General features: G+C 64.8%; 20 protein-coding genes and 1 pseudogene. 6 read left to right on the forward strand and 15 right to left on the reverse strand.

From position 1 onward, the window contains the following. Nucleotides 1–10: 10 nt before the first annotated feature. The 3 genes from BJG92_RS15345 to BJG92_RS15355 form a co-directional block, all read right to left on the reverse strand. Nucleotides 11–1,291, reverse strand: coding sequence for a Y-family DNA polymerase (locus BJG92_RS15345; protein WP_232084892.1), 1,281 nt, complete (start codon nt 1,289–1,291; stop codon nt 11–13). Between the two features lie 28 nt (nt 1,292–1,319). After that, nucleotides 1,320–1,751 (reverse strand): LexA family transcriptional regulator, encoded by a 432-nt coding sequence (locus tag BJG92_RS15350; RefSeq protein ID WP_232084858.1) that lies wholly within the window; start codon nt 1,749–1,751, stop codon nt 1,320–1,322. A gap of 438 nt (nt 1,752–2,189) precedes the next feature. Continuing rightward, nucleotides 2,190–2,840, reverse strand: a complete 651-nt coding sequence (locus BJG92_RS15355) for a helicase associated domain-containing protein (RefSeq protein ID WP_232084859.1) — start codon at nt 2,838–2,840, stop codon at nt 2,190–2,192. Between the two features lie 231 nt (nt 2,841–3,071). On the opposite strand from BJG92_RS15355, the gene BJG92_RS15360 reads away from it, so the two are divergent. Further along, complete coding sequence (locus BJG92_RS15360; RefSeq protein WP_232084860.1) at nt 3,072–3,674, forward strand: DNA-binding protein; 603 nt, start codon at nt 3,072–3,074, stop codon at nt 3,672–3,674. A gap of 213 nt (nt 3,675–3,887) precedes the next feature. Here BJG92_RS15360 and BJG92_RS15365 read toward each other — a convergent pair whose 3' ends face one another. After that, complete coding sequence (locus tag BJG92_RS15365; RefSeq protein ID WP_232084861.1) at nt 3,888–4,094, reverse strand: hypothetical protein; 207 nt, start codon at nt 4,092–4,094, stop codon at nt 3,888–3,890. A 614-nt stretch (nt 4,095–4,708) separates the two neighbouring features. Here BJG92_RS15365 and BJG92_RS15370 point away from each other — a divergent pair. After that, nucleotides 4,709–5,473: pseudogene (locus BJG92_RS15370) on the forward strand (chromosome partitioning protein ParB); the annotation flags it as partial. Nucleotides 5,474–6,045: 572 nt separating this feature from the next. On the opposite strand, the gene BJG92_RS15375 reads toward BJG92_RS15370, so the two are convergent. Next, the gene (locus BJG92_RS15375) at nt 6,046–6,345 is read right to left on the reverse strand and encodes a hypothetical protein (RefSeq protein WP_232084862.1); all 300 of its coding nucleotides are present in this window, start codon (nt 6,343–6,345) and stop codon (nt 6,046–6,048) included. Between the two features lie 222 nt (nt 6,346–6,567). Between BJG92_RS15375 and mobC the strand changes: the two genes are divergently transcribed. From mobC to BJG92_RS15395, 4 genes are read left to right on the forward strand one after another with little or no spacing between them, the layout of a single operon-like run. After that, the gene (mobC, locus tag BJG92_RS15380) at nt 6,568–6,960 is read left to right on the forward strand and encodes a plasmid mobilization relaxosome protein MobC (RefSeq protein WP_232084863.1); all 393 of its coding nucleotides are present in this window, start codon (nt 6,568–6,570) and stop codon (nt 6,958–6,960) included. 2 nt (nt 6,961–6,962) lie between these two features. Beyond that, on the forward strand, nt 6,963–8,579 hold the full coding sequence (locus BJG92_RS15385; RefSeq protein ID WP_232084864.1) for a relaxase/mobilization nuclease domain-containing protein: 1,617 nt from the start codon (nt 6,963–6,965) through the stop codon (nt 8,577–8,579). A gap of 29 nt (nt 8,580–8,608) precedes the next feature. After that, nucleotides 8,609–9,841: a hypothetical protein gene (locus BJG92_RS15390; RefSeq protein ID WP_232084865.1), complete on the forward strand. Its 1,233-nt coding sequence runs from the start codon at nt 8,609–8,611 to the stop codon at nt 9,839–9,841. 54 nt (nt 9,842–9,895) lie between these two features. Next, nucleotides 9,896–11,182, forward strand: a complete 1,287-nt coding sequence (locus BJG92_RS15395) for a hypothetical protein (protein ID WP_232084866.1) — start codon at nt 9,896–9,898, stop codon at nt 11,180–11,182. Nucleotides 11,183–11,301: 119 nt separating this feature from the next. On the opposite strand, the gene BJG92_RS15400 is transcribed toward BJG92_RS15395, so the two are convergent. From BJG92_RS15400 to BJG92_RS15445, 10 genes are all read right to left on the reverse strand, one after another. Further along, on the reverse strand, nt 11,302–12,345 hold the full coding sequence (locus BJG92_RS15400; protein WP_232084867.1) for a hypothetical protein: 1,044 nt from the start codon (nt 12,343–12,345) through the stop codon (nt 11,302–11,304). Nucleotides 12,346–12,399: 54 nt separating this feature from the next. Next, nucleotides 12,400–12,849 carry a DUF4913 domain-containing protein gene (locus BJG92_RS15405; protein WP_232084868.1) on the reverse strand — a complete coding sequence of 150 codons (450 nt, stop codon included), beginning with the start codon at nt 12,847–12,849 and terminating at the stop codon, nt 12,400–12,402. 14 nt (nt 12,850–12,863) lie between these two features. Further along, nucleotides 12,864–14,636, reverse strand: coding sequence for a type IV secretory system conjugative DNA transfer family protein (locus BJG92_RS15410; protein WP_232084869.1), 1,773 nt, complete (start codon nt 14,634–14,636; stop codon nt 12,864–12,866). Then, a complete protein-coding gene (locus BJG92_RS15415) occupies nt 14,633–16,225 on the reverse strand; it encodes an ATP/GTP-binding protein (RefSeq protein WP_232084870.1) in 1,593 nt (530 codons plus the stop codon). Before BJG92_RS15415 ends, BJG92_RS15410 begins: the two co-directional genes overlap by 4 nt. After that, the gene (locus BJG92_RS15420; RefSeq protein WP_232084871.1) at nt 16,225–17,733 is read right to left on the reverse strand and encodes an SCO6880 family protein; all 1,509 of its coding nucleotides are present in this window, start codon (nt 17,731–17,733) and stop codon (nt 16,225–16,227) included. Before BJG92_RS15420 ends, BJG92_RS15415 begins: the two co-directional genes overlap by 1 nt. Next, entirely contained in the window at nt 17,720–18,781 is a 1,062-nt protein-coding gene (locus tag BJG92_RS15425; RefSeq protein ID WP_232084872.1) for a hypothetical protein, read from the reverse strand. The genes BJG92_RS15420 and BJG92_RS15425 overlap by 14 nt, the downstream gene beginning before the upstream one ends. Nucleotides 18,782–19,004: 223 nt before the next feature. Continuing rightward, the gene (locus BJG92_RS15430) at nt 19,005–19,763 is read right to left on the reverse strand and encodes a hypothetical protein (RefSeq protein WP_232084873.1); all 759 of its coding nucleotides are present in this window, start codon (nt 19,761–19,763) and stop codon (nt 19,005–19,007) included. A 27-nt stretch (nt 19,764–19,790) separates the two neighbouring features. Further along, on the reverse strand, nt 19,791–20,060 hold the full coding sequence (locus tag BJG92_RS15435; protein ID WP_232084874.1) for a hypothetical protein: 270 nt from the start codon (nt 20,058–20,060) through the stop codon (nt 19,791–19,793). A 13-nt stretch (nt 20,061–20,073) separates the two neighbouring features. Further along, nucleotides 20,074–20,688 carry a DUF6668 family protein gene (locus BJG92_RS15440; protein ID WP_232084875.1) on the reverse strand — a complete coding sequence of 205 codons (615 nt, stop codon included), beginning with the start codon at nt 20,686–20,688 and terminating at the stop codon, nt 20,074–20,076. 35 nt (nt 20,689–20,723) lie between these two features. Next, nucleotides 20,724–22,193 carry a chromosome partitioning protein ParA gene (locus BJG92_RS15445; protein ID WP_232084876.1) on the reverse strand — a complete coding sequence of 490 codons (1,470 nt, stop codon included), beginning with the start codon at nt 22,191–22,193 and terminating at the stop codon, nt 20,724–20,726. Between the last annotated feature and the right edge of the window lie 19 nt (nt 22,194–22,212).

Raw genomic sequence — 22,212 nt, forward strand, 5'->3', positions numbered from 1 at the left:
TGCGGGTGGTTTAGGCGGCTTTGACGAGGGGGAGTTCGTCCCAGTGGGTGGTGTAGCGGGGGGAGAGCATGTCCCGTTTCATGGTCCAGTCCGGGCCGCCGCGGATGCCGCCGTGGCCGAGGCCGATGGATCCGCGGCCGTACTTTTTGGTCACGTCTTCGAGGAGGGTTCCGATGTGGCGTTCCTCGTGCGGGTTCTCGAACAGGGACAGGGGTGCCTGGTTGCCGGTAGGGCGGAGGTCGGTGACCATGATCCCGGCCCTGGCGTACCGGATGCCCTCCACGATGCGGGGCAGCAGGGCGTGGGCGGCCCTGGTGAGCAGGACCGGGTCCGCGGTGGGCATCGGCAGGGCCACGCTGACGGTGGGGTAGGAGGTGTCGTTGGGGTTGAAGTGTGAGGTGCCGGCGAAGGCGGTGAGGACTTTGGCCTGGAGGCCGTGTTTGGCCAGCCGGGCCGAGGCTTGCTGGCCGTAGACGGACATGACTTGCCGGATCCCGGCGGCGGTGGTGATGGGGGTGGCGAAGGAGCGGGAGAAGATGAGCTGGTCCCGGCCGATGCGTTCTTCCTCCATGGGGATGCAGGGGGTGCCCTGGAGTTCCAGGACGGTGCGCATCATGACGACGGAGAACCGGTCCCGGATCATCACCGGATCCGCCCGGGACAAATCAAGGATCGAATGAATCCCCAGGACGTTGAGGCGTTTGGTCAGCCGCGTGGCCACACCCCAGATCTCGATGACCGACAGGCGCCGCATCAGCCCTTCCCTGTCGGCGGCGGGCACGGAGTCCCAGTGGCAGACGCCGGCGAAAGCCGGGTTGTTCTTGGCCCATTTGTTCGCCAGCTTCGAAATCGTCTTCGTCGGTCCGATCCCGACGCAGACCGGCACGCCGACGTTCCGCCGCACGGTGGCCTTCATGTCCCGGCCCAGGGCCAGGAGTTCGTCCGGGGTGCCTTTGACGCCGAGGAACGCCTCGTCGATGCTGTAGACCTCGAGCCAGGCCGAGTAGCGGCCCAGCAGCTCCATGACCCGGGCGCTGATGTCGCCGTAGAGCTCGTAGTTGCTCGAGAGGGCAACGAGTCCCCATTCCTTGGCACGCGGGGCGAGTTTGAACCACGGTTCACCCATGGCGATGCCCAGGGCTTTGGCCTCGGGGGAGCGGGTGACGGCGCAGCCGTCATTGTTCGAGAGGACGATGACGGGCCGGCCCTCCAGGGCGGGGTTGAACGCCCGCTCGGCCGAGGCGTAGAAGCAGTTCACATCCACGTGCGCGATCTGCGGCATCCGCCGCATCACCGCCGGCTTCGACACGGCCCGGGCCTTAAAGGTGGTGCAGGCATCGGGTGGCAATGCCCCACACCACCAGATCGGATAGGGACGGTACCCGGATGTCCGGGTACGCGGGGTTCTCTGCCTGCAGCACGACCCCGGTGCCGGTGATCCGGAGCCGTTTGATGGTCAGTTCCCCGTCCAGGACCGCGACGACCACGGACCCGTCCACCGGTTCGAGGGCGCGGTTGACGATCAGTTCATCGCCGTCGCTGATCCCGGCGCCGGTCATGGAGTCCCCGGACACCCGCACCACATAGGTGGACGTGACGTCCTTGATCAGGTGCTCATTCAAGTCGATCCGCCCGTCGAAGTAGTCCTGCGCGGGCGAGGGATACCCGGCCGCGACAGCGACCGGAGAGATCAGCACCGACAACAACGACGCACCCGCATCTATCACGCGGGGACCAACAAGAACGCCCACAACACACCTTTTATTCGAATATATCTTCGAATAAAGCATACCGCCCGGCACCGACAGAAGGCACCGACCGCTGGGACCGGCCTCCGGCCGGGGGCCGGGTTGCACGCCAGTGGGGACTGCTCTGAGCTGTGCGGAGGGCTCCACCTGCCCCCAATGGGCACAACCCGGCCCGACGGTCCGCTGCACGCCAGTGGGGACAGCTCTGAGCTGTGCGGAGGGCTCCACCTGCCCCCAATGGGCACAACCCGGCCCGACGGTCCGCTGCACGGAGGGGACGTCGGGCGGCGGGCCTTGGGTGGGGGTGTGAGGAAGCCCCCACGCGAGTCAAGGACTCAAGCGTGGAGGCTCCCGGTTCTCCAAGCTGGGGGGACTGGAGAACCACAAAAAATTCTACTGGCCACCCTGGCCGTCATGCTGCCGGGAAACGGGAGCTTCCGGTCACATCCGGGGACGGCGGCCCCGGGTCCTGCCAACCTGCCACCCGGGAGCCGCGGCGTCCAGAAGCGCGGCCTTTTCAGGGTCGAGGTCGCCGCGGCGGTGTTTGTACCGCTGCGTGTGGATCCACACCCCAAGGGTGTGCTCCTGCTCTGAGGCGTAGTCGTGGTGGCGGGGCCAGTCATTGCCCCCGGCCCGGAAGTCCACGAGCTCGGCGAGGCGGTCATGCCATCTGACCTCGTCTGCTACTGCCCTGGGGTTTTCTTCCCACCCGGGGACGCGGGCGAGGCCAGCCCGGTATGCCGGGTCGAGGGTGCCGTGGGCTGCTTCGCGCCGGCGTTCCGAGAGCCACCGAGCCATCGACCGTTCGTTTTTGTCCCCGGACCGTTCGCGGGGGAATCCGCCCCCGACCGCGATCCAGGCGATGATCTCGTTCATGTGGGCAAGGTCCGCGGGGGAGAGGCCGGCCATGGTCGCGGCCGCGGCGTGGTGTGCGGCCTCGAGTCCCGGGTCCTGGCGACGGGCGATGACCAAGTGATACCCGACGGTGGCCGGCTCGGCGCGCACGAGGTCAGCGATGCGTTGCCGGCTCAGCCCGAGCCGGTACATCAATACCCATTCCGCGTCCGGAGCCCGCCGTAACCGCCTGTCCATGATGGAGCCCATCCTGCCACGACCACCCCGCCAGACCAGGCAGGCGACGTGGCGGCCACCGCCTCGGCCCAGCCGGGCGCCCGCCGGCCCCCGGGAGCTCCCGGCGGGGAGCGGCGAGGGCCGATGTGGCCAGAGAAATCGGGGGCGGTATTGCCAGAAAGTAGTAGGAGTAGTAGTTTTACTCCTACTCCTACTACTACTACTCCTACTACTACTCGTGAGGTTGTCGCCGTGGCATTGAGTGTGAAAGACCGTGTGTTTGCTGCTGCGGAGCAGATCAGTGCCGAGCGCCGGCCGACCGTCTCGACGGTGCGGGCGGCGGCGGGTGTGAGCAACGCCGACGCCACCCGGTACCTGAAGGAATGGGTGGAGGAGAAGCAGGCCGCGGGTGGCCAGGTCGCCGCGGCGCCGGCATCTGTGCTGGAGCAGGCCGCGCGGCTGGCCGGGGCCTGCTGGGCCGAAGCGTCCACCGTGGCCAATGAGCGCCACGCCGCCACGGAAGCGGTCTGGGCGCAGGAGAAGAAAGACCTGGGCCTGGAGATCTCCGAACTCGTCGCTGACCTGGACAAGGTCACGGGCGAGAAAGACGCCGCCGTCGCCGAACTCACCGCCCGGGTCACCGCCCTGGAAACCCAGGCCGCGGAGATGACAGCGCAGCTGGAGCAGGCGCGCGCCGCCGAACAGCAGGCCAGCACCGCAGCCGCCGACGCGGCCGCCAGGGTGGCCGCGGCCGAGGCCCGGGCAGAGACACTGCAAAACGCCCACGACGCGCTCCTGCAGCGCATCGTGCCGGAAACCCCCGACAAGAACGACCGGGACCAAAAGAACCAGTAGTCGAACCCCCGGACGCTGGTCCCGGGTGGGAGGGGCACGAGCTGACCTCTTGAGTCGGGGACAACAGGCCCCTCAGGGAACCGCTGACTCTCGTGACCTTCGTGCTGTCCCTGACCGCTGGCGAGCCTCGACTGGCGTCTTGTGGGGCCGTATCCGGGGCCCGGTTCTGGCAGGACTCTTAGACCGCAGGCGCCGGCGTCGCCCGCCCCGCCGCTACCTTGGCGGCTGGGCTTCCGCGGCCGGGAACTCCCGCAGCGTTGCCGCTACTGCTCTGACTGCTGCCGGGTCTTCTGTCCAGGGCTGGCCCGTGCGGGTGCAGGCATGGAAGTTTGTCAGTTCCGATGCCTCCTGGGCCGCCGCCAGCTCGGCCCACGCCTCATCGAGGTCCATGAGCTGTTCGGTAGTCGGCGGCTCCCTCATCTCCAGGGCGCCCGCCTCGGGCGATGACTTAAGGGTGCCGGCGGCTCTCGGGCGTTTCCTGAAAAAACTCCATAACCCCATGTGCTGCCCCTTTTGATTGGAATGGCCGGCCAGGAGGTGCTGCTCGGGAGAGAAGCGCCTGCCACTGACGGGACCCGTCCACCCTAGCAAGACCCTGATTTCCGCTTCGCTCCAACCAGGTTTTGGGCGTCCGCTGGCGCGGCCGGCTGTTGGTCCAGTGCCTCCGTCGCAGGGCTCCGGATGCCCTGGCCCGCATCTCACGTCTGCGACGTTTTTGTGTTGCTGTCCTTATGGTGTTGACGGGTGGTTCCGTGGCCGTTGTAGGGTCGTGGCTACCCAGGGGAGGCGGGTATGGCTTTGTTGCTGTGGCCGGACGATTCATCTCGTGACGGCTCCGAAGGATTGGCCGCCCGCACTCTCCGCGATGACCCGACCGCTGATTGAGAGACGCGACATGATCGCCGGATAAGGACACGACGGCGCGGTTATCTGCTGGGATTTCACCCATCCGACAAGCTGGAGGCTGTTTTGGCGAAATTGTGGGCCGGTATCGATGCCGGCAAAGCCCATCACCACTGCGTCGTGATTGACGCCGACGGAAACCGTCTGCTCTCGCAGCGCTGACCGCCGAGCTGGAAGCCGCCGGGACCACCGTGGTGGAACGGGCCGGATACGACGGGGAGAGCGAAAACGTGCGGGTGTCCTCGCTGAACCGGGCCGACGGGGAACCGGCCACCGAGGAGGACGCCAACGCCGTGCACATCGCCTCCTCCTACAACGGCCATCACTCCACCGTCCCGGTCGTGGCCGGATGGAAGGAGCTGGGGTTCACGCTCCGGTACAGCGGCTACGGCGCGTCAGCGGCGAACAAAGGTCCGATGACGGAGGAGCAGAAGGCCGAGCGGAAAACCCCGATAGAAAACAACAAACTGATGCAGTCGGCAACTGTGGTCCGGCGCGATTTTGTGAAAGCGCTGCTGGCGAAGAAACAGCCGCCCAAAGGCTGGCAGCACTTCACCGTTCACGCCATCACCCACCATCCCGAAACGGCCAGCAGTTACGAGGGAACCGTCGCCGCCGAGATGGCAGGAGCCAAGACGGGGGAGACTTCGGACCGGTGGGCCTGGAACCCGTTGCGGGACCACGTGGCCAGGTCCACGGTACGGCCCGAGGTATCCCTGATCGCGCTGGTCTGCGCAGGGTATGAGAAGACCATCGCCAAGGACTCATGGCGGTCCCCGAGCATCCGCCACATCGACTATCTGACCCGGCTCATTGCCTGGGGGTATACGGCAAGTCCGGTCGAGCAGATCATCCTCGACAGCGCCGCCCCCGCCCAGGAACACGCAGCCGCGTAAGAGCCCCTTGCCGGGCGGAGCCCCAGCCGCCCGGCAAGGCCCCCGGCAACTCAGCGCATGAGCGTCAGGAACCTTCCAGAGGTCGGGCGGTCCGCCGCACGGTGCGAACCACAGCAGCAACTCACCGGCGGCGGACCGCCGTTTGACGCGACCTCCCGGAACCATCCAGGTGCCGCGGCTCCGGCGATACGATGACACGTCAGCCGTTCAGCGCCGGTACAACATTCAGCTAAGCTGGATCACAGATTTCCTTTGTCCGAGGAGCAGAAAAGGACCGGCCACCAGGCCGGTCCTTTTCTGTTTAACCACACGCACCCGGACGGCAAACCGGAGACCGGCTCTATACCTGGGCGGTGCAGTTCCCACGGCTCAGTGGTTTCCCTTTGACTATCTCCGAGCCGGCCGCCCCATACGGAGACTGTGCACGGCCACCGCTCACCCAGGGAGACGTGCGCTGGGGATGGTGACGTGGTGGTTGTGTGCAGACGGTCAGGTGGGTCCCGTCGTCCAGATGTGTGCGGGAAAAGCCCGTAGGAAATAGCTTTTGCCGTGCCCATGTGGGCGAGGGGTTACTACTCGGAGACGCCAGCGACGGGAGCTGACTCTTGCGCGCCCTTCCGGCCCCGCGGACGCCCGCCGGCCTTCTTGGTCGGTACGTCCAGTCCGAAGCCGCGCAAGTCGGATTCAGTCCATTCGGCGCGCAAGGCAGCCTGGTAGTCCTTGGCGTATTTCTGTTCCGCTGTCGCGAGCAGCTGCGCTGCTTCCTGAACCTCCACGCCGCTGGCGGCGGCCGTCTTGACTGCGTTGACTTTGGTGTCCCTGGCGGCGTCGATCTTGGCGGCGGCTTTAGCGGCAATGTCGTTGATGTTCATACTCAAACCCTACCGGCCACCAGTGACACCCGAAAGCTGGTTTTCGGAGACCAAGTGCGAAAGCCGAAATAATCTCCAAAGAAGACCCTACGGAGCAAGCTATACACTTACACGGGTGTAAGTGGCTTGTCGCGCTCGACACTGGCGGTCGTGTGCGGCACACTGGTCAGTGTGGTCCCCGGTTCAGGGGTCGCTGCGCTGGGCCTTGAAGGGATGGATTGAATGTCGGATGAGGGATTCACTCACCGTTTCAATTTGTCGCGCCGACGCCGGGAGAACACTCCCACCGGCACCAAGAAGCGCCGTGACCTGTGGGTCACTGTGGAAGAGGAAGCCGCGCTTGTCGCAAGGGCCGAACGCGAGAAGGTGACAGTCCCGAACCTGCTGATTACCTCGGCATTGTCCGAGACGCAGGAGACGACAACAGAACGACGTGCCGCTATCGCGGAACTGATGTCTCTGCACAACTTGCTGGCGCGTTCCTCCAACAACATCAACCAGCTTGCACGGCAGGCCAATGCCACGAGCGAGTTCCCCGCAGAGGCGCACGAAGCGTCGAAGCACCTGCGGTCGGTGGCCATGCGTATCGACCGGACCATTGAGGGGCTGATGTAGGGATGATTCCGAACATCACCCGCGGTTCACGCATGGGCGGCCTCATGGTTTACCTGGCGTCGACGGATGCCAACAAGACCAAGAACGCGCACTCCGATCCGCACCTGGTAGCCGGCGACGCAGCGATCATGGCGTGGTACGACGATGGTGTGCTGGACCGTGACGATGCGCTTGCGATTGCCAAGCATCTTGACCAGCCGCGCCGGGCATATGACGTATCGGTGCAGATCAAGGACATGCAGTGGGACGCGGCGAAGAAAGAGCGCGTCCACGTCGGCTACAAGGATGCCAGCGTGTGGCACTGCTCGCTGAGCCTGCGCGCCGAAGAGGGCGCCCTGACGGACCAGCAGTGGGGCGACATCGCGAACGACTTCGTGGACTCCATGGGCTTCACCGAAAGTAGCGGAAAGGCCCGCTGCCGGTGGGTTGCGGTCAACCACGGAACGAGTGAGAACGGCAACCACCACATCCACCTGGCCGTGTCCCTGGTCCGCGAAGACGGAACCAAAGCATCGACCCACGGGGACTACAAGAGGGCGCAGGAATCGTGCCGTGAGCTGGAGGTCAAGTACGGACTGGAACAGCTCTCTACCGTGCACTCCACACGTGGCTACGACCGGGCCGAGAAAGCCACCGCTGTCCGGGATGAGCGGGAGATGCACCGGTCCTCTTTGGCTCGGAAAGTCCGTGCCAGCGCCAGCTCCTCCGCGACCGAAGGTGAGTTCGTCCGGCGTGCCCGCGACACCGGGATGCTGGTCCGCCCCCGCTACGCCAAGAACACCACCGACGTCATCGTTGGGTACTCCGTAGCCGAACGGCCCAAGCAGGGCGAGCGTCCTATCTGGTTCGGCGGCGGCACCCTCGCCTCCGACCTGAAGCTTGGTGCCTTGCGTGAAGAGTGGATGGACTCACCGCACCTCGCACCAGAGGCTGCAGCTGAGTGGAACGCGGCAGCCCGCAACAGGCGCACCGTTTCCAGGACCGGTCCCGAGAACGGGACGCCCCCGGCGGAGATGTGGGTCGAATACACACGGAACGCGAGTGCCCTGGTTGAGCAGCTGCGTACACTGCCCCGTGATGATCACGCCACCTGGGCGAAAGCGGCGAGGGAAGTATCCGGCGCGTTCGCGGCATGGTCCCACCGGCTCGAACCGACGCCGGGTCCGCTGGCGGCCACCGCCGCCGAGCTGTCCCGCACCGCCCAGCTCCGGGCACCACGGCAGCACAGCAAGCCTGTCGCTCTGCCGTCCATTGCCGGAACTGCCATGTTGTTCATGGCCGCGTCCAGCAAGAGCAAGACGGCCGCTCAGTCGGCGCTCATGCTGCAGCTGGTGAACACTGCTTTCGCCATCCACGAGATGCACCAGCAGTCCGGACGTACACGTGAAGCGCAGCGGCTCCGGGCTGTCGTTACTGAGCAGCTGAGGCCGTTCGCGGCGACCATGCCCCGCCCGGTCACCGTCGGTGCACCGGAACAGGCTGCGGCTCCGAACTCCGTGGAACTTGGACTGCGCGGCATGGCGCCGATCCGTCCAGGGTCAGCGGTACCGAGCACACCAATGCCGGCCAAAACCCGCCAGCACACGGGCCGTGATTCCGGCCCCGTACTGGACCGATAAAGACCACCACCAACTGCAAGGGGAGCACGATGAGTGAATCAGACGGAATGGACGAACTGCTGGACGGCGGAATGCGGCAGTCGCTGATGATCGCGTCCCGCATTGCCGAGACGCTGGCCCGTCGCCGGCAGGAATCCCAACGGCAGCAGGAACACCAGGATGCCCAGGCAGCGCACGAAGCGCAGGCCCGGCGAACGGCAGACCGCAGCGCCGCGCACGCGGCGCTGGCACCGGTAAATAGAGACCAGTGGTGGGACAAGGCCCAGCCCCACGACATCGCCACGGCCCACGCCGTCGCTGAAGGCTGGAAAGACTACGACCCGACCGCCCTCGCGGCCTCGGAAAAGATCCGTCAGGAAGTCCTCGCCCGCTACGGCATCGACACCCACGACGTCGGCGCGGACGCCGCCTACCTGGAATCAGGGATCCAGACCATAACCACGGAAAAGGCACGGCAGGACGCACTGGACCGCAGCCAGGAAGAGACACGCAAGGCGGCCGCCGAACACGAGAAAGCCATGGGATTGCTCGCCGCGGCCCGCGCCGAAGAACTCCGCGCCCAGGCCGCGACCCTGGCCCCGGAAATGGAACGCCACCAGGTGCCCGAGGAGTACCTTGCCAACCCCGAACTGGCCCAGGCGTTGCAGACCGCACACGCCGCCAAGACACCCGCGGCAGTGGCGGCCGCCGCCGACACCGTGAAGGAACGCCTCTTCCTCATCGGCAAGGACGGCATCAACGGCCCCGACGTCGACCAGCTGCGCAAAGAAACTACCGCGAACATCAACGGCGCCGCGGATTCACACTTCGAGGATCCCGCTTTCGTCCAGGCAGCCAAGGACATGCACGAAGCCAAACTCCTGGCAGAGGGAGGCTTTACAGGCTCCGAAAGGACGCCTGTGGAACAGCGGTACGCGCGCGCCGAAGAGGAACTGTTCGCTCGCATGGAAAGCGTCGGCCGCGAGATCGAGAACCGCGTCACCGGCAGCGACAGCGGCCGGCTCAAAGACCAGGGCCTGAAAACGGAGACTACGTCGGCAACCGACTACGGGTCAGCGCAACGCCAGGAAGCCTTCGCAGCATCCCTGGCAACAACCGGAGCCACCGAAACTCAAGTCCGTGGGCGCGCCGCTGCGGAACGCAGCGAGGGCACACACCCCCGCGCTGCTGTCAGCATGGGCAAGGGCGCGGCCAAGGCCAAGAAGACCCGCACAGGGGCAGCCGTGGCCGCTGAACGAGGCAAAACCGGTCCCGCGAGGTAACTCAACGGAACCAGGTTCCTGCTGCAGCCGCGATAGGGGCCGTAGACTTCGCCAATGGGTTTAATGGAGCAGCTCACTCTTGGGTTAGGGGAAAGCCCGAGCACGGTAGTTAAGCGTGGTTGGCAGCTAAGGGAACGCGATCTTCGTAAAGTACTTGAGGCGCGAGACTCAGACTCGAATGCGGCTGAACGTCCTACCAGAGGAAACAGTGAGGTATGGCCCTTGCTGAGCCATCATCGGTTCAATCCCGGCAGCCTCTTTGGGCTGGGGGAGTCTGGCCAAGTTCAGGAAAAAGCACTCAGTCTCCTACTTGCGTATGACGGCTTGGTTGCCTCCGACCCACTTTACGAAGTGGCGGCTGCAGCGCGCACCGGGCATCGCGAGCAAGCCATTGCAGACTTACAGCGAGTCGTAACCCAGATAGCTGAAGTTGAACCACTAATTGCGGGCGGTCTAATCCGCTTCACTTCAGCACGGCCAAGCTTCTCCAGCCCATCACGACAGGCTGTCACCGACGCGCTCGGTCTCGGGAACATGATCGAATTTGGATTCTCCAACTTTGAGATGGCATTCGAAGACGTTGTCCGATCCGGCCCCAGGGCCGAGGCCGAATATGTAGATGAGCTTGGTGCCGTTTTTAAGAGTTTGAGCCTGAGACCTCCCAGAAACGCCCTAGAAGCAAGGCGGGCCAACGCTGCTCTTGCCTCTGCCGTAATTTACGTTTCCTGGCAGTTAGCGGTTTGCAGCGAGGACAGCGCCTGCGACCTCACTCTCACAAGAGCCCTTGAACGCCATCTCTTGGATGAAGTAATCACACGGGCAGCGCCGGGCTTCGACTCTTCATCGCTTCAACAACTACGAGGTGACACGCGGCACGTTCGCACGTTGGCTGCAGGGAAAATTCCCAATCTGGACACCACAAACTTGACGACTGCAGACGCTCTTGCACTGCGTAGGGACGGAGCTTTTGAAAGCTTCAGAGACAAACTGAAGAGTGCAATGGATCAGCTACCAAAAGATGGCGACACCCTCCAGGACGCAGGCGCCGCCTATTCAATATTCAGGGAACGCATGCAGGAAGCAGCTAGGGAACTGCGAGAATCGGGAAAGAGGTCCAAGCTCGGTAACCTCATGAAATCAACTAGCACGGAGGTTGGCTTGGGCCTGGGTTTCTCTTGGTTGCTATCCGGCGAAGCCGTGCCCTCTGCGACTGCATTTGCCGATCCTCTGACGAAGATCTCGATGACGGTCATGAGCTGGCTGCAGGGTCGCCGTGCCCTCAGTGGTCGGGATATTGCCATGCGCTACTTTGCGACTATGGGCGACCGAACTCAGCAGTAGTAGCGTCCGCCGAAGGTTCAAAGTTTGAATCCCCGTCGGTTTTTCATGCAATTCCATCCGTTTCTCTAAGGTCGACCCATCAGCGAACTAGAGGGAACCAACAGTGCCTGGCTGCCCGCTTAGGGCCTAGCGAGGCGGTCCAGCACGTCTCGGCGTAAGGCTTCGGGGGCATGGTCGTTCCACCATTCCGGACTCGTGAACCAATGGTCCGTAGCGCCCATCCATGCCTGTGTAAGAGCGTCAGGATTTGCGAGATGGGCCATCCCATAGGACTGAACCCAGAGAGAGTCGTCGCTGGAGGAAGCCAGAAGCATCAAGGTCTTGTTCCCGTTTGGTATAACGGCCATGACGAACATCGGTGCTGCAGGAGCGCCCTCGACTGCCGGAAGTTCATCCAGGAACGTGCTTCCTGAGAGCGCGACTTTGAGATTGCTCTCGTACTCGGTCTTGATCACCCAGCGTGGAAGTGTGTTTGAGTGGAGTGCCGCATAGAGGTCTGTGTGGATTGAGTGAAGTCGACCCCATTGGATTGCCGCTTCCGTTTGCAGGTCGTCAACCGGCGATTGAATCCGTTTGCGCCAGTGGTCTTTCTCCTCACTGCTGATGCGAAGGCCGTCTACCGCGCCCTTGTATGTTTGACCGATTTCCTCAAGGCTGTTTATGTAGACCTCTTTCTTCCAGACCTCTCGAGCTGCGGAGCGCATGAGCTGCAACATGTAATGCTCCGTTGTCTTCAGCTCTTTCTCCCGCTCGAAAGTCTGAAAGGAGTCTTCGTGGGGCCGGCAGTATCCGATGAATGTCGACGCCTGGCCGACATCCACTGGTCGCAGGGCTGGGTTTGTGAGATCCCTATAGTCAGGTTGAAGTACTTTGAGGTGTGGTGCGGTGCGCGGGTCTGCGAGAGGCATGATTGAGGCAGACTTGGCGATCACATGTGAGTTGGATGAGACCAGTTTTTTCCCTTGGACGTTGCATCCTATGTAGGCGCATCTAGGGTTGTACCCGGGCGCCTTAGCTTCCCTCTTGTCCCCGCGTTGGAACGATTTCTTTAGCGAACCGAAACTTGGCTTAATGCCATGGTCTGGTCCGTTCCATCCATCTACCTTCGCTAGGGCGTCGACAACCTGCCGGAATTCTTCGACTGCTGCCGCTTCCGCGCTCACTTTTTCATTCCTAATTCCCCGACTATCGACGCAAACACGTAATCGTTGAGCCTACTAAAAGGATCCTCCAGCTTCGGGTTGCCGCGCGTCACGGAACCAGCCACGGGGTGCTTTCTTGGGCTCAAGGTGTTCTGGTTCGCGGTGTTCTTTCATGTCGCAGTTGTAGAACGGCCCTTGTGGGTTCAGCAGGACGCCCATGTGGTGGTCTGCGTGGTCCCTCCACCAGACGCTCATGCCGGTGGCGGGGTCGAGGCGCAGGTGCTCCCAGGAACGCCACAAGGCCGCAATGCGGGAGACGGCTTCGGGGTGGAAGTACCACTCGATGCACCACTTTGCGGTCTTGCCGGTGACGCTGCGGACGTATGTCGGCAGCAGCTGCTCGTGAAGGAACTCTTCGGCCGTGCCGTAGACGAGCTCCGGCACCTTCTCCGGTTTCCCATCTTCGCCGGCGCCGGGGTTGGGGGCGGGGGTGTCCGTGTCGAACAATCCGAAATCATCTGCCATGGCTGATTGCTTCCTTACCCGGTGACCCAGGGATTGGCGACCGGAGCGGAGGGCACCAGGACGGCGTCCGGTTCCTCCGGGCGGGGGCTGTACTTCTTGATGGAGGCTTCCACGGCGTCTTTGTGCCGGCCGGTGTACCAGGGCATGGTGCGGACCAGTGTGGCGGGTGCGCCGGAGGCGAGGACGACGGCGCGGCCTCGGTCCAGTTCCGCGAGGTTGGAGACGTCGAAGATTCGTTCCTTGCCCTCCTGCCGGGAGCGGCTGGAGCCGGATTTTCCGGAGGAGATGGAGACGTTGGTGTAGCTGTAGTCCCCGATCAGGTCCGAGAGCGCCCGGAGGAAGCCTTCTTCAGCGACGCCGCCGCCGTAGACCTTGACGTTCGCGGCCGACCAGATTTTCCGCATGTTCGCCTCGCCCCAGAGTTCGACGCCCTGGGACCAGGACTGCAGGATTCCCATGACGATCAGGCCCTTGGAGCCGTAGTGGCTGAACTGGTCCGGCAGGGCTGCCCAGCGGACGACGTTGGCCAACTCATCGAGGGCGAACAGTGCTGGTTTGGGTAGACGGCCGCCGCTGCGTTCGGCCCGTTCCTCCATTGCCTCAGCGATCGCCACCGTCAGCGCTGTGGTGAGCGGGGAAGCTGAGCCGGCCCCTTCCTTGGAGAGGATGTAGATCGTTTCCTGTGAGGCGGCGAAAGCGTGCGGGTTGAACTGCCGGCGGGCGTCCGTGGCTACCGTCGCGCCACCCATCGGAGCGACCCAGCGCAGCGTGTTCCTGGACTTCAGGCACTGGATCATCTTCTCGGCGGTGCCGAAGATACCGTCGCGCTGTTTGTCGGCCAGCTCCAGCGTGGACTCCAGGCCCTTGTACTGCAGCTCGTAGTCATGCTCTTTCAGGATGTTGATCGGTTCCCGGTTTACCTGCTCCGTCACCCACAGGTAGACCTGCGTGATGGGAAGCTCACCGAGCGCGGCAGCGAGGAAGTACGAGGAGAGGATGTCTTCGGCCTTGGGGTCGAAGTAGGCGTCCGGTTTGGATCCCGGGACACGGGAGCCGACGGAGAAGTGCTGCGTGAGCTTGTACGCCTTCTCTTCGTCGGTGACGTAGGAGAGCGGGTTCCACCACCACTGTGCTTCCTCCTGCGCGATCTTCTGCGGATCGAACACCCATACCGGGGCCGTGAGCTCGCGGACGCCACGGGTGCCGTCCACCACGTCACGCTTGTTCGAGGTGGAAACGACAGCACCCGGTGCATCCAGGATCGCGGGCATGACGCGGGAGGTGGACTTACCGGTCCGGGGACCCCAGATATCGAGGCTGAGGTCTTCCCAGGACTGAATGAACGTCTGGCCGGTGGAGACCACCTTGCCCACCACGATGCCCGGCGTGCCTGTCACTCCCAGCCGATTCGCCGTCGCTTTCGCGCCCTTCTCGGAGAACGCGGCCAAGGACTTCCCGCGGCCCAGGTACCGGGCGGCCTTGTCGACGCGGGCACGCTTGGACGCACCCTTCTTCCAGGCCACGAGCACGACGATGGCCAGGACCAGGAGAACGCCTGCCATGAGGGCGGCCGCGACGGTGGACTGGACGGGCCACGGCACGCGGCCCTTGACCAGTCCGGAGATCAGGTCGATGGGATGTTTGGGGGGTGCGTCGATGCCGGCCATCCAGAACCCCAGGTGGGCGGCCGCGTAGGTCCCGCCGCCGACGATGACGATGAAGCCGATGGCCATCCAGACCAGCAGGGCATCCCCGAGGCCCATTCCTTTGCGGTTCGGTGCGCTCACAGTGTGCCTCCTTCAAGGGGTACGTCAGGGGTCATTGGCTCGAGGAGGGTTTCCGGGGTTTCTCTCCACTTTCCCTCGGTGTCGTTGACTCCGTCCGGGCCTTGCTCCAAAGATGTCAGTCCCACCAGGACCGGGATTCCGGGCCGGCCGCCGACCTTGATCAGGAACTTCCCGCGTCCGGGAGGTTCGACGTTGAGTCCGCGGGAGTCCCAGGCGGGCGGGTCCTGCCAGGAGATGAGCTTCTGCTGCTCCTGCCGGGACAGCGGAATGGCCGAGGTCAGTAACGGCATTTCGGAGGCCGGGAGGCCGCCGCAGATCACCATGCCGGAGCGTTCGACGAATCCGCGGGCTTTCATCCGGTCTTCTTCCGCCGGGAGCGCGAGCAGGTCGGACATGGTGTGGGAAATCATGATCTGCCCGACACCCACGGAGCGGTTCAGCCGGGTCAGGGCGTCTACCCGGTCCACCATGCCTTTGCCGGCGCGCAGCGCCCGCCACAGTTCGTCGAGGACCACGAAGTAGTTCCGGCGCGGTTCCAGGCCGGCGTCCGCGAGGGCGTTGGCGACGTTGACGGTGCCGAAGCCGTAGGACCAGCACGCGAGCAGAATTGCAGCTTGGAGGTCGGTTTCGGTCTCGTCAATGCTGGAGACATCGAAGACCACGGCGCGGTCGCGCATCATGGGGTTGGTGGTGTGCCGGGAGAAGATTTCTCCGAGCTTCCCGCCTCCGGTCAGCCCGAGCAGGGTTGCTTCCAGTGCCCGGGTTTCCTGCAGGTAGACGGCCATGTCGCCGCGGTCCAGTGCGACCTGGCGCAGCTCATCGGGGGCGGAGATGATCACGTCCAACAGGTCTTTCAGGACCGGGACACCGTCGAACCGGTCATCGAGGACCCGCAGGGCACGGTCCAGGATCGTCTGTTCCTGATCGGTGGGCGGGTTGTTCCGGCTGATGGTGATCAGGGAGACAACCATGGTCAGGCGCCGGCCGTGAGCGTCAGCGCGGACCCGGGCGGCGTCCTCATGGTGGCCGCTGTCTTCGAGCAGCTGCGCGGCTTCAACGGCCTGGCCGGGATCGAGGATGTTCAGGTAGCCGACGCCGCGGCCGAGCTTGATGACCTGGCCGCCGAGCGCCTGGACCGCTTTGACGTGCTCGCCTTTGAGGTCCCCCAGGATCAGAGGGTGGACGCCCTGTGCGGAGAGTCCGATGAACATCCGGCGCACAACGGTGGACTTTCCCAGCCCCGGCTTGCCCAGGATGAACGCGGAAGGGTTGGAAATCAGACGTGCCCGCTGGAACCAGCTGATCGGGTCGCAGCAGACCGTGGCCTGGGTTTCCTCATGGCGTCCGAGCGGGACGCCGATCATGGGCGAGGATGCCCCGGAGGAAAACGGCCACAGCCCGCAGACCTGGACCGTGGTTCCCCGGTATTCCTTCACGGACGGGACGAGGGCGGCCATCCCGCCGCCGCGTCCGGTCCAGCCCCGGGCACCTGGGCCGGCTTCGCGGGCAGGACGCTTTGTCACGCCGGTGTCCGCTGACTCATTTACTGTCTTTGATGTCTTTGCTGTCAAAAACCTCATGCGGGCCATTACAGGGCGTCCTTGATTTCGGAGGGCAGGAGGCTGTGCTTGGGAAGGACCAGCCCGAGCGGCAGGGACGCGGCGAACGCGGTGTCCTGGGCGCCGTACGCCCGGCGCAGCAGCACCCGGGCGGTGCCGGAGGTCTGTTCCACGGCGGCCACGGCATCGGCGAGACGTTCCTTGTCGGTCACGGTGGCCGTGACGACCATGCCGAAGTTCACCAGCCCGGCGCCCTGAGCCTCTTCCTGCGCGGTCTGCACGGCGGAACGGGCATCGACCAGGGCCCGGGCGGACGGGCGGTTTCCGGAGGTGATGCGGACGTTGGCGTTGTTCTGGTCCCGCTCCACCACGGCCGCGGCACGGGCCGAATCCATCGGGCGGTACAGCAGCGAGATCCGCTTACGGTCAATGTCCCCGTGCGGGGCCAGCAGCCGGGACAGGACCGAGGAGTTCACCGAACCGCGCGGGGCACCGGTCATGGTCCATGAAACTGAGAACGCGCTGTCGTGCCGGTAGTCATCCCAGCTCGCCTGCGTCGCGGAGGGTCCAACTTCGCCCCAAGTCAGGGACACCGGGGAGCCGGCGGCGTGCGCTTCGTCAATGATCAGGGCAGCGGGCGGATCGAAGGCGATCCGGACGACCTCGCAGAGTTCCTGCGCGGACATCGGACGGGCGATCCCGGCGCCGGTGGACTGCAGCCGGGCCGACAGCCCGGGGATCCGGGACGCGAGGTCCCGGGCCACATCTTCGGGTGTGCGTTTCTTCGATCCGGCCCGCAGGGAGGCGTTGAAGGACAGGGACACCCAGGCCCGGACCGTGGCCGAACCTTCCGGATACGTGTCGATGACCTCGTTGAGCACGTCCTTGGCAAAATCCGAGGCATTCGGGTCGATGTTCATCGTGACCTCATTGCGGAGCCGGTAGCCGGAATCCGGTGCGGTCTCCACCGTTACGGCGGCGGCGTCCAGGCCCGCCTCGTCTCCGAGGCCGGCGAGCCAGCCGCCCCAGTTCGCCACCCACGCATCGACCTGCTCCGGGTCCACCAGGGACGCGCCGTCGGGTTCGGTGGAGAAAATCACGGTGTAGTGGCTGGTGGACGGCACATGCAGCAGCGCGAACGGGCGCTTGTAGGAGTCGGTGAATTCGTACAGGGTGGACTTCGCGGCGAGGCCGGGCAGTTGGTACATGCCCCAGGCCGTCACACCGAGGGGGCCGGAGCGGTAGAGATTCGTTCCGGAGGACTTGGAGAGCCGGAAGCTCATCCGGGTGCCGAACCGGTCAACAACGGACTGGCCGTGCTTGTCCTTGACCGTCAGCAACAGGGCACTGGCCCCGGCCACGGCCAGGACCCCCAGGCCCGGGAAGAGGCCCCAGATCGCGAAGCTGATGATGCCCAGCAACAACCCGGCCATGACAATGCCGGTGCCGATCGCGCCGAGGTTACCCAGCCCGGCAGAGCGCGGGACGCGCCAGTTGCCGTAGGACGGTTCCTTGTATTCGGTATTAATTGCTGCCACTGGGGCCCTCCCCGGTTGAATCCTGCGCGGTCTGTTGTGCGGCCTGGGAAATCCTGGACGCTGCTTGTGCTCCTGCGGCGACGGCCATACCGGCCGGACTCGCAGCTGACGCCGCTCCCGACGCGGCACCCGCGGTGCCGGCAGCAGCTCCTGCCCCGGCGGCGCCCGTGGTGCCGGCTGCACCGGCTGTTGCGGCGCTGGCAGCCCCACCCGGTCCAGTAGCCCCGGGTGTCGGCTGGCCCCCGTTCCCCCTGGGGCCGGCCGTTCCGTTACTGCCCCTCGGAGATGACCCCGATTGGGTGCTTTGTGTACTGGCCGGCGTCGGGGAGGCATTGCCTTTACCGCTGCCGCCACGGCCCATGGACACAGCACCTGTGGCCATGGCCCCGACGGCGGCTCCTGCTCCCGCTCCACCGCTGGAGGCGACGGCACCCACCATGGGAGTCACGAACCGCATCAGCGCGGGCAATGCGAAGAGGGCGACGAGCATCAACGTGAACCCGGTAATGGAGCCGATCAAAGCGTCCTGGCCCCTGCTGCCCATGAGGAGGAAAGCGACCGAGTAGACAATGGCCGCCGCCGGTTTGTAGAGGATGAAGGCGATGGTCCACCCGATTGCTTTCTGGAACCACTGCCTCCCCATTTCCGTGTTGGTGAAAGCAGCGGTGGTGGGCAGGATGCCCGCCAGGATCACCAGCATGCCGCTGCGCACGACCATCAGGACGATTTGAACGAGAGAGGCAATCAGCCCGATCAGGCCCAGGATGATGAGGATAAATACGCCGACCCCGGCCTGATTGGTCATCACCAGGACGTTCATTGCATCGGCGAAGCCCTTGCCGTTCGTGGAGCGGTCGATGATCGCGGCTGAAAAAGCGTCCGCCGCAATCACCAGGATCGAGATGACGCCCAGACCCAGACCCGACACCAAGGTCAGAGTGAGCAGGGACCGCAGAAGATCCTTCAGCGGCGCCCCGCGTTGCTCCCAGATCATCCGGATACCGCCGACGATCACCGCCAGTACCGCCAGCGCCAGCGTCCAAGGCAACAACTCGCTATTGACCGCAGAAACAATGGGACTCGGCGTTGCCCCGTCCGCACTGGCCAAGTTCACCGTGGGCATGGACACCCAAAAAGTCGACAGAGTCGTCACCATCTGACTCATGCCCTCCATGATGGCTTTGGCCATATTGCCCATGGCGTCGTCAGTCAGGTCTGCGAGGGCGTTCCCGAATCCGCACCCCATGTCCCCCCACTTGCATTCGGCCATGTCAGATTCCGGCCCAGAGGATAAAGCCGCTCAGATCCCTGAGCTGTGACACGTTGCTGAAAGTTACGCCATCGTCAGCCGGCTTCACTTTCCAATCTCCTTCCATCCATCGCATGGACAACGTTGAGTGGCCAAGGGCTCCGGTGTCCGTCTTGAAGGCCAAATCAACGCTGGCTTCAGAAGCGGTGTAGGACTTGATCAGAAACCCTTGGACCTGGATGGTGGTGCTGTTCCCGGAGGAACTGGCGCCCGCGCTTGTTTCGCGCATGGCAGCATCCCTTCCAGCGCCGGGCACGAGCAATTTGTCCGCGAGCTTCATCTCAAGCTCGGACGCTCCTGATGAGCCCAGCGCAGCTACATTCATTGCCGCGTAAAGGGCACCCGTTGGCGAGTGAGCAAAGCAGGACCTGAATCCGCTGTCGTCCGTCAGCCCAGGCCCGAAGGTTTTGGGATCGGTCGGGGCTGCCATTTTGCCGACTAGCTCCCAGTTGGACTTCGGCGCTGAGCCCAGCGTAGTTTCCGAAGAAGCCGGCAAACCGCAGACGCTTTTCCCAGCGATATTCGAGGCGCTGGGGCTGGCACTAGCCGACTGGGCGGGTGCGGAGGGAACCGTTGCGGGCTGGGCGGTGTCCTCCCCTTTGGGGAGCAGGAAGATAACGATGGCTGCTGCTATCAGCGCGACCACCAGCGCGGCAGCAATGATGAACCGGGGTTTGGTGAACGGATTGCTTTCGGTGGTGCTCTCTGTTGACTGGCTCATGGTGAACCTCCCGTTGTTGGTGCTCGTTTAGACGAAGGCGCGGACGATGCCGGCGGCGCCGGTGATGATGATGCAGCCCATCAGGACCCAGCCGAGCTTGCCGATGGCTTGGGCCCCCTCACCGCGCTGGAGCTGGATGACCATACCGATGCCCACGATGATCACGCCCAGGACGCCGAGGACCAGGCCGATGCCGGAGGCCCAGTTCAGGACCGTGAGCAGACCGCCGGCTTCTGCCGGGACGGTGGGAGTCGGGTTAGGGATGACGGACGCTGCAACTGCGGAGAAGGAGTTCATGGTGAGAGACCTTTCAATTGGTGGTGCCGGGTTTGGTGGTGGTGGTGGCCAGGGTGGTTAAGTCAGTGATGAAGCGTTGGTACTCGCGGGCCGGCTCTCTTGTGGCGTCCCCGTGCCGCCATGCCTCTACCCATGGCAGGGTCCAGAGCCGCGGCGCTCCCCCGCCGACGATGGCGGCGAAGTCCCGCAACGGTTTGGGAATCTTCCCCGGTGCGTCAGCCAGAACGGCGAGACCGAGCAGATCAACCGCGGGTGCCGCGCCCGAGGCCCATTGGGTCAGGGCGCTCTGTGCAGCTGTCAGGCCGCGCATGTCGGCGCGGCAGACCAGCAGCACCCGGGGTTTGCTGCCGTCCTGAAGAACGGGCCAGCAGTGATCGGCGGGCCGTGCCCCGTCGATCAGATCAGCGATGCGGTTTTCACCGGAGCCGCCGTGAGTCCCGGTGACCCACAGCGCTGCGGAGCCGGAGAAGGTGCGGCGGGCCAGGCGGTCCGCGGCGTCGGGTTCGACCATTCCCCGCAGCGGCGCACTGATCACGGCCGCCGGCGGCACGTGCGCATCCGGGGTTGCCGGTTCTGCGCCATCGGCGGTGGCCGGGCGGGTGATCCAGGGGTTCAGGGACTGTTGCACGATGGCCTCCTTTCAAAGTCCGTTGGTGAGTGTCTTTAGAAGCCGGCGGCGACGGCGGCCGCGGCCGCGAGCCATGCCCGCCGGGTGGCGGGCTGGAGGGCTTCATAGCGGATGGGTCCGTTGACCAGGGCCGGATCGTAGGGGATCCGGACGACAGCCCGGACGAACGGTTCGAAGCCGTCAGCGATCCGCTGCGCTTCGTCCTTGGCCCGCTTCAGGGCATCCCCGCTCACGCTGCGCTTGGCGTCGGTGGACTCAGAGACGATGACAACGGCGTTGCGCGCCAGCTCCGCGTCGTGGCCGCCACGGGATTCCAGCGTCTGCAGCGTCAGCCGGGCCGCTTCGGCGCGGTCCTCAATGGCCGTCACCGGGACGACCAGCTGGTTCGTGTGGTCGATCATCCGCCGCCAGTTCGCGGCCCGGGCAGTGTTGCCCGAATCCATCACCACCAGCCGGTAATAGCGGGTGAGGACCTGATGGGCGATATCGACTTCCTCAGCGGTCACTTCGTGATCGCCTTCCTCGTTCTCATCCGAACGCAGGACATCGAACTTATCCGCCGTCTGGTGGTGGACGAACTTCGCGATTTCGGCCGCGTTCGTTGACGGGGACAGCAGCTCGGTCGAGGAATCGATCAGATCCAACACGCTCCGGTCGTGGGAGCCCTTTTCCGTCCGCCAACCCAGGGTCCCCTGGGATTCGTTGTTGTCCCACGCGACCGTGGCGGCGCCGCTGTAGCGGGCGAGGATGGCCGAGAGCATCACCACGGTGGGGGTCTTGTTTGCCCCGCCCTTACGGTTGACCACGGCAATGGTGCGCGGGCCGGGCCAGTGCTGGCTGACCGTGCGGATATCCTCGCGTTCGGTGAGTTCTTCCTCCGAGGGGTCCATCCGTAGTCCCAGGCGCGTGAGCGTTCCGCGCCAGCCCTGTGTAGCCGGTTCCAGCACCGGGACGCTGACCAGGAACGAGGTTTCCTTCAAGCTGCGCCGCGTCGGCACCTCTTCCTCAGCAACCACGGCCGTCTGCGGTTCCGGGGTGGCCGGCGCCGGGACGGTGTCCGCTGGTTCCGCGACTGCCACCGGGGCGGGTGGCCACGGCTGGGCGTCCACCGGTGCGGACTGTACCGGCGCGGCAACGGGCGACGGTGTGGGAGCGGCGACGGTTTCAATGATGGCCGGGGCGACGGTTGGGGGTGTGGTTGCAGGGGCTTCTGCCCGCCGGCGGCTTTGGTGGGGGTCATAGGAGACGGATTCGATCCTGCTGTCCGGGTGGACGATGAGTTCGCCCTGGCCGTCGGGGTCCTCGATCCGGACCCGGACGGGGCGCTGGAGCGTCTGTGCCTCGCCCACGATGAGGGCCAGGGCGTTGGTGCGCAGTTCCTGCACGGTATCCCCGGCAGGGACGACGCGGGAGTTGCCCGCGACGATGACTTCGGCGGTGCCGTTATCGCGGACGATGGCCCGGATGTTGGGAAAGGCCAAGACTTCGTTTGGTGGTGTAGCCATGATCTTCTTCCTTACGTGG

It is taken from the genome of Arthrobacter sp. SO5 (genome assembly GCF_020532805.1).
Lineage (GTDB): Bacteria > Actinomycetota > Actinomycetes > Actinomycetales > Micrococcaceae > Arthrobacter.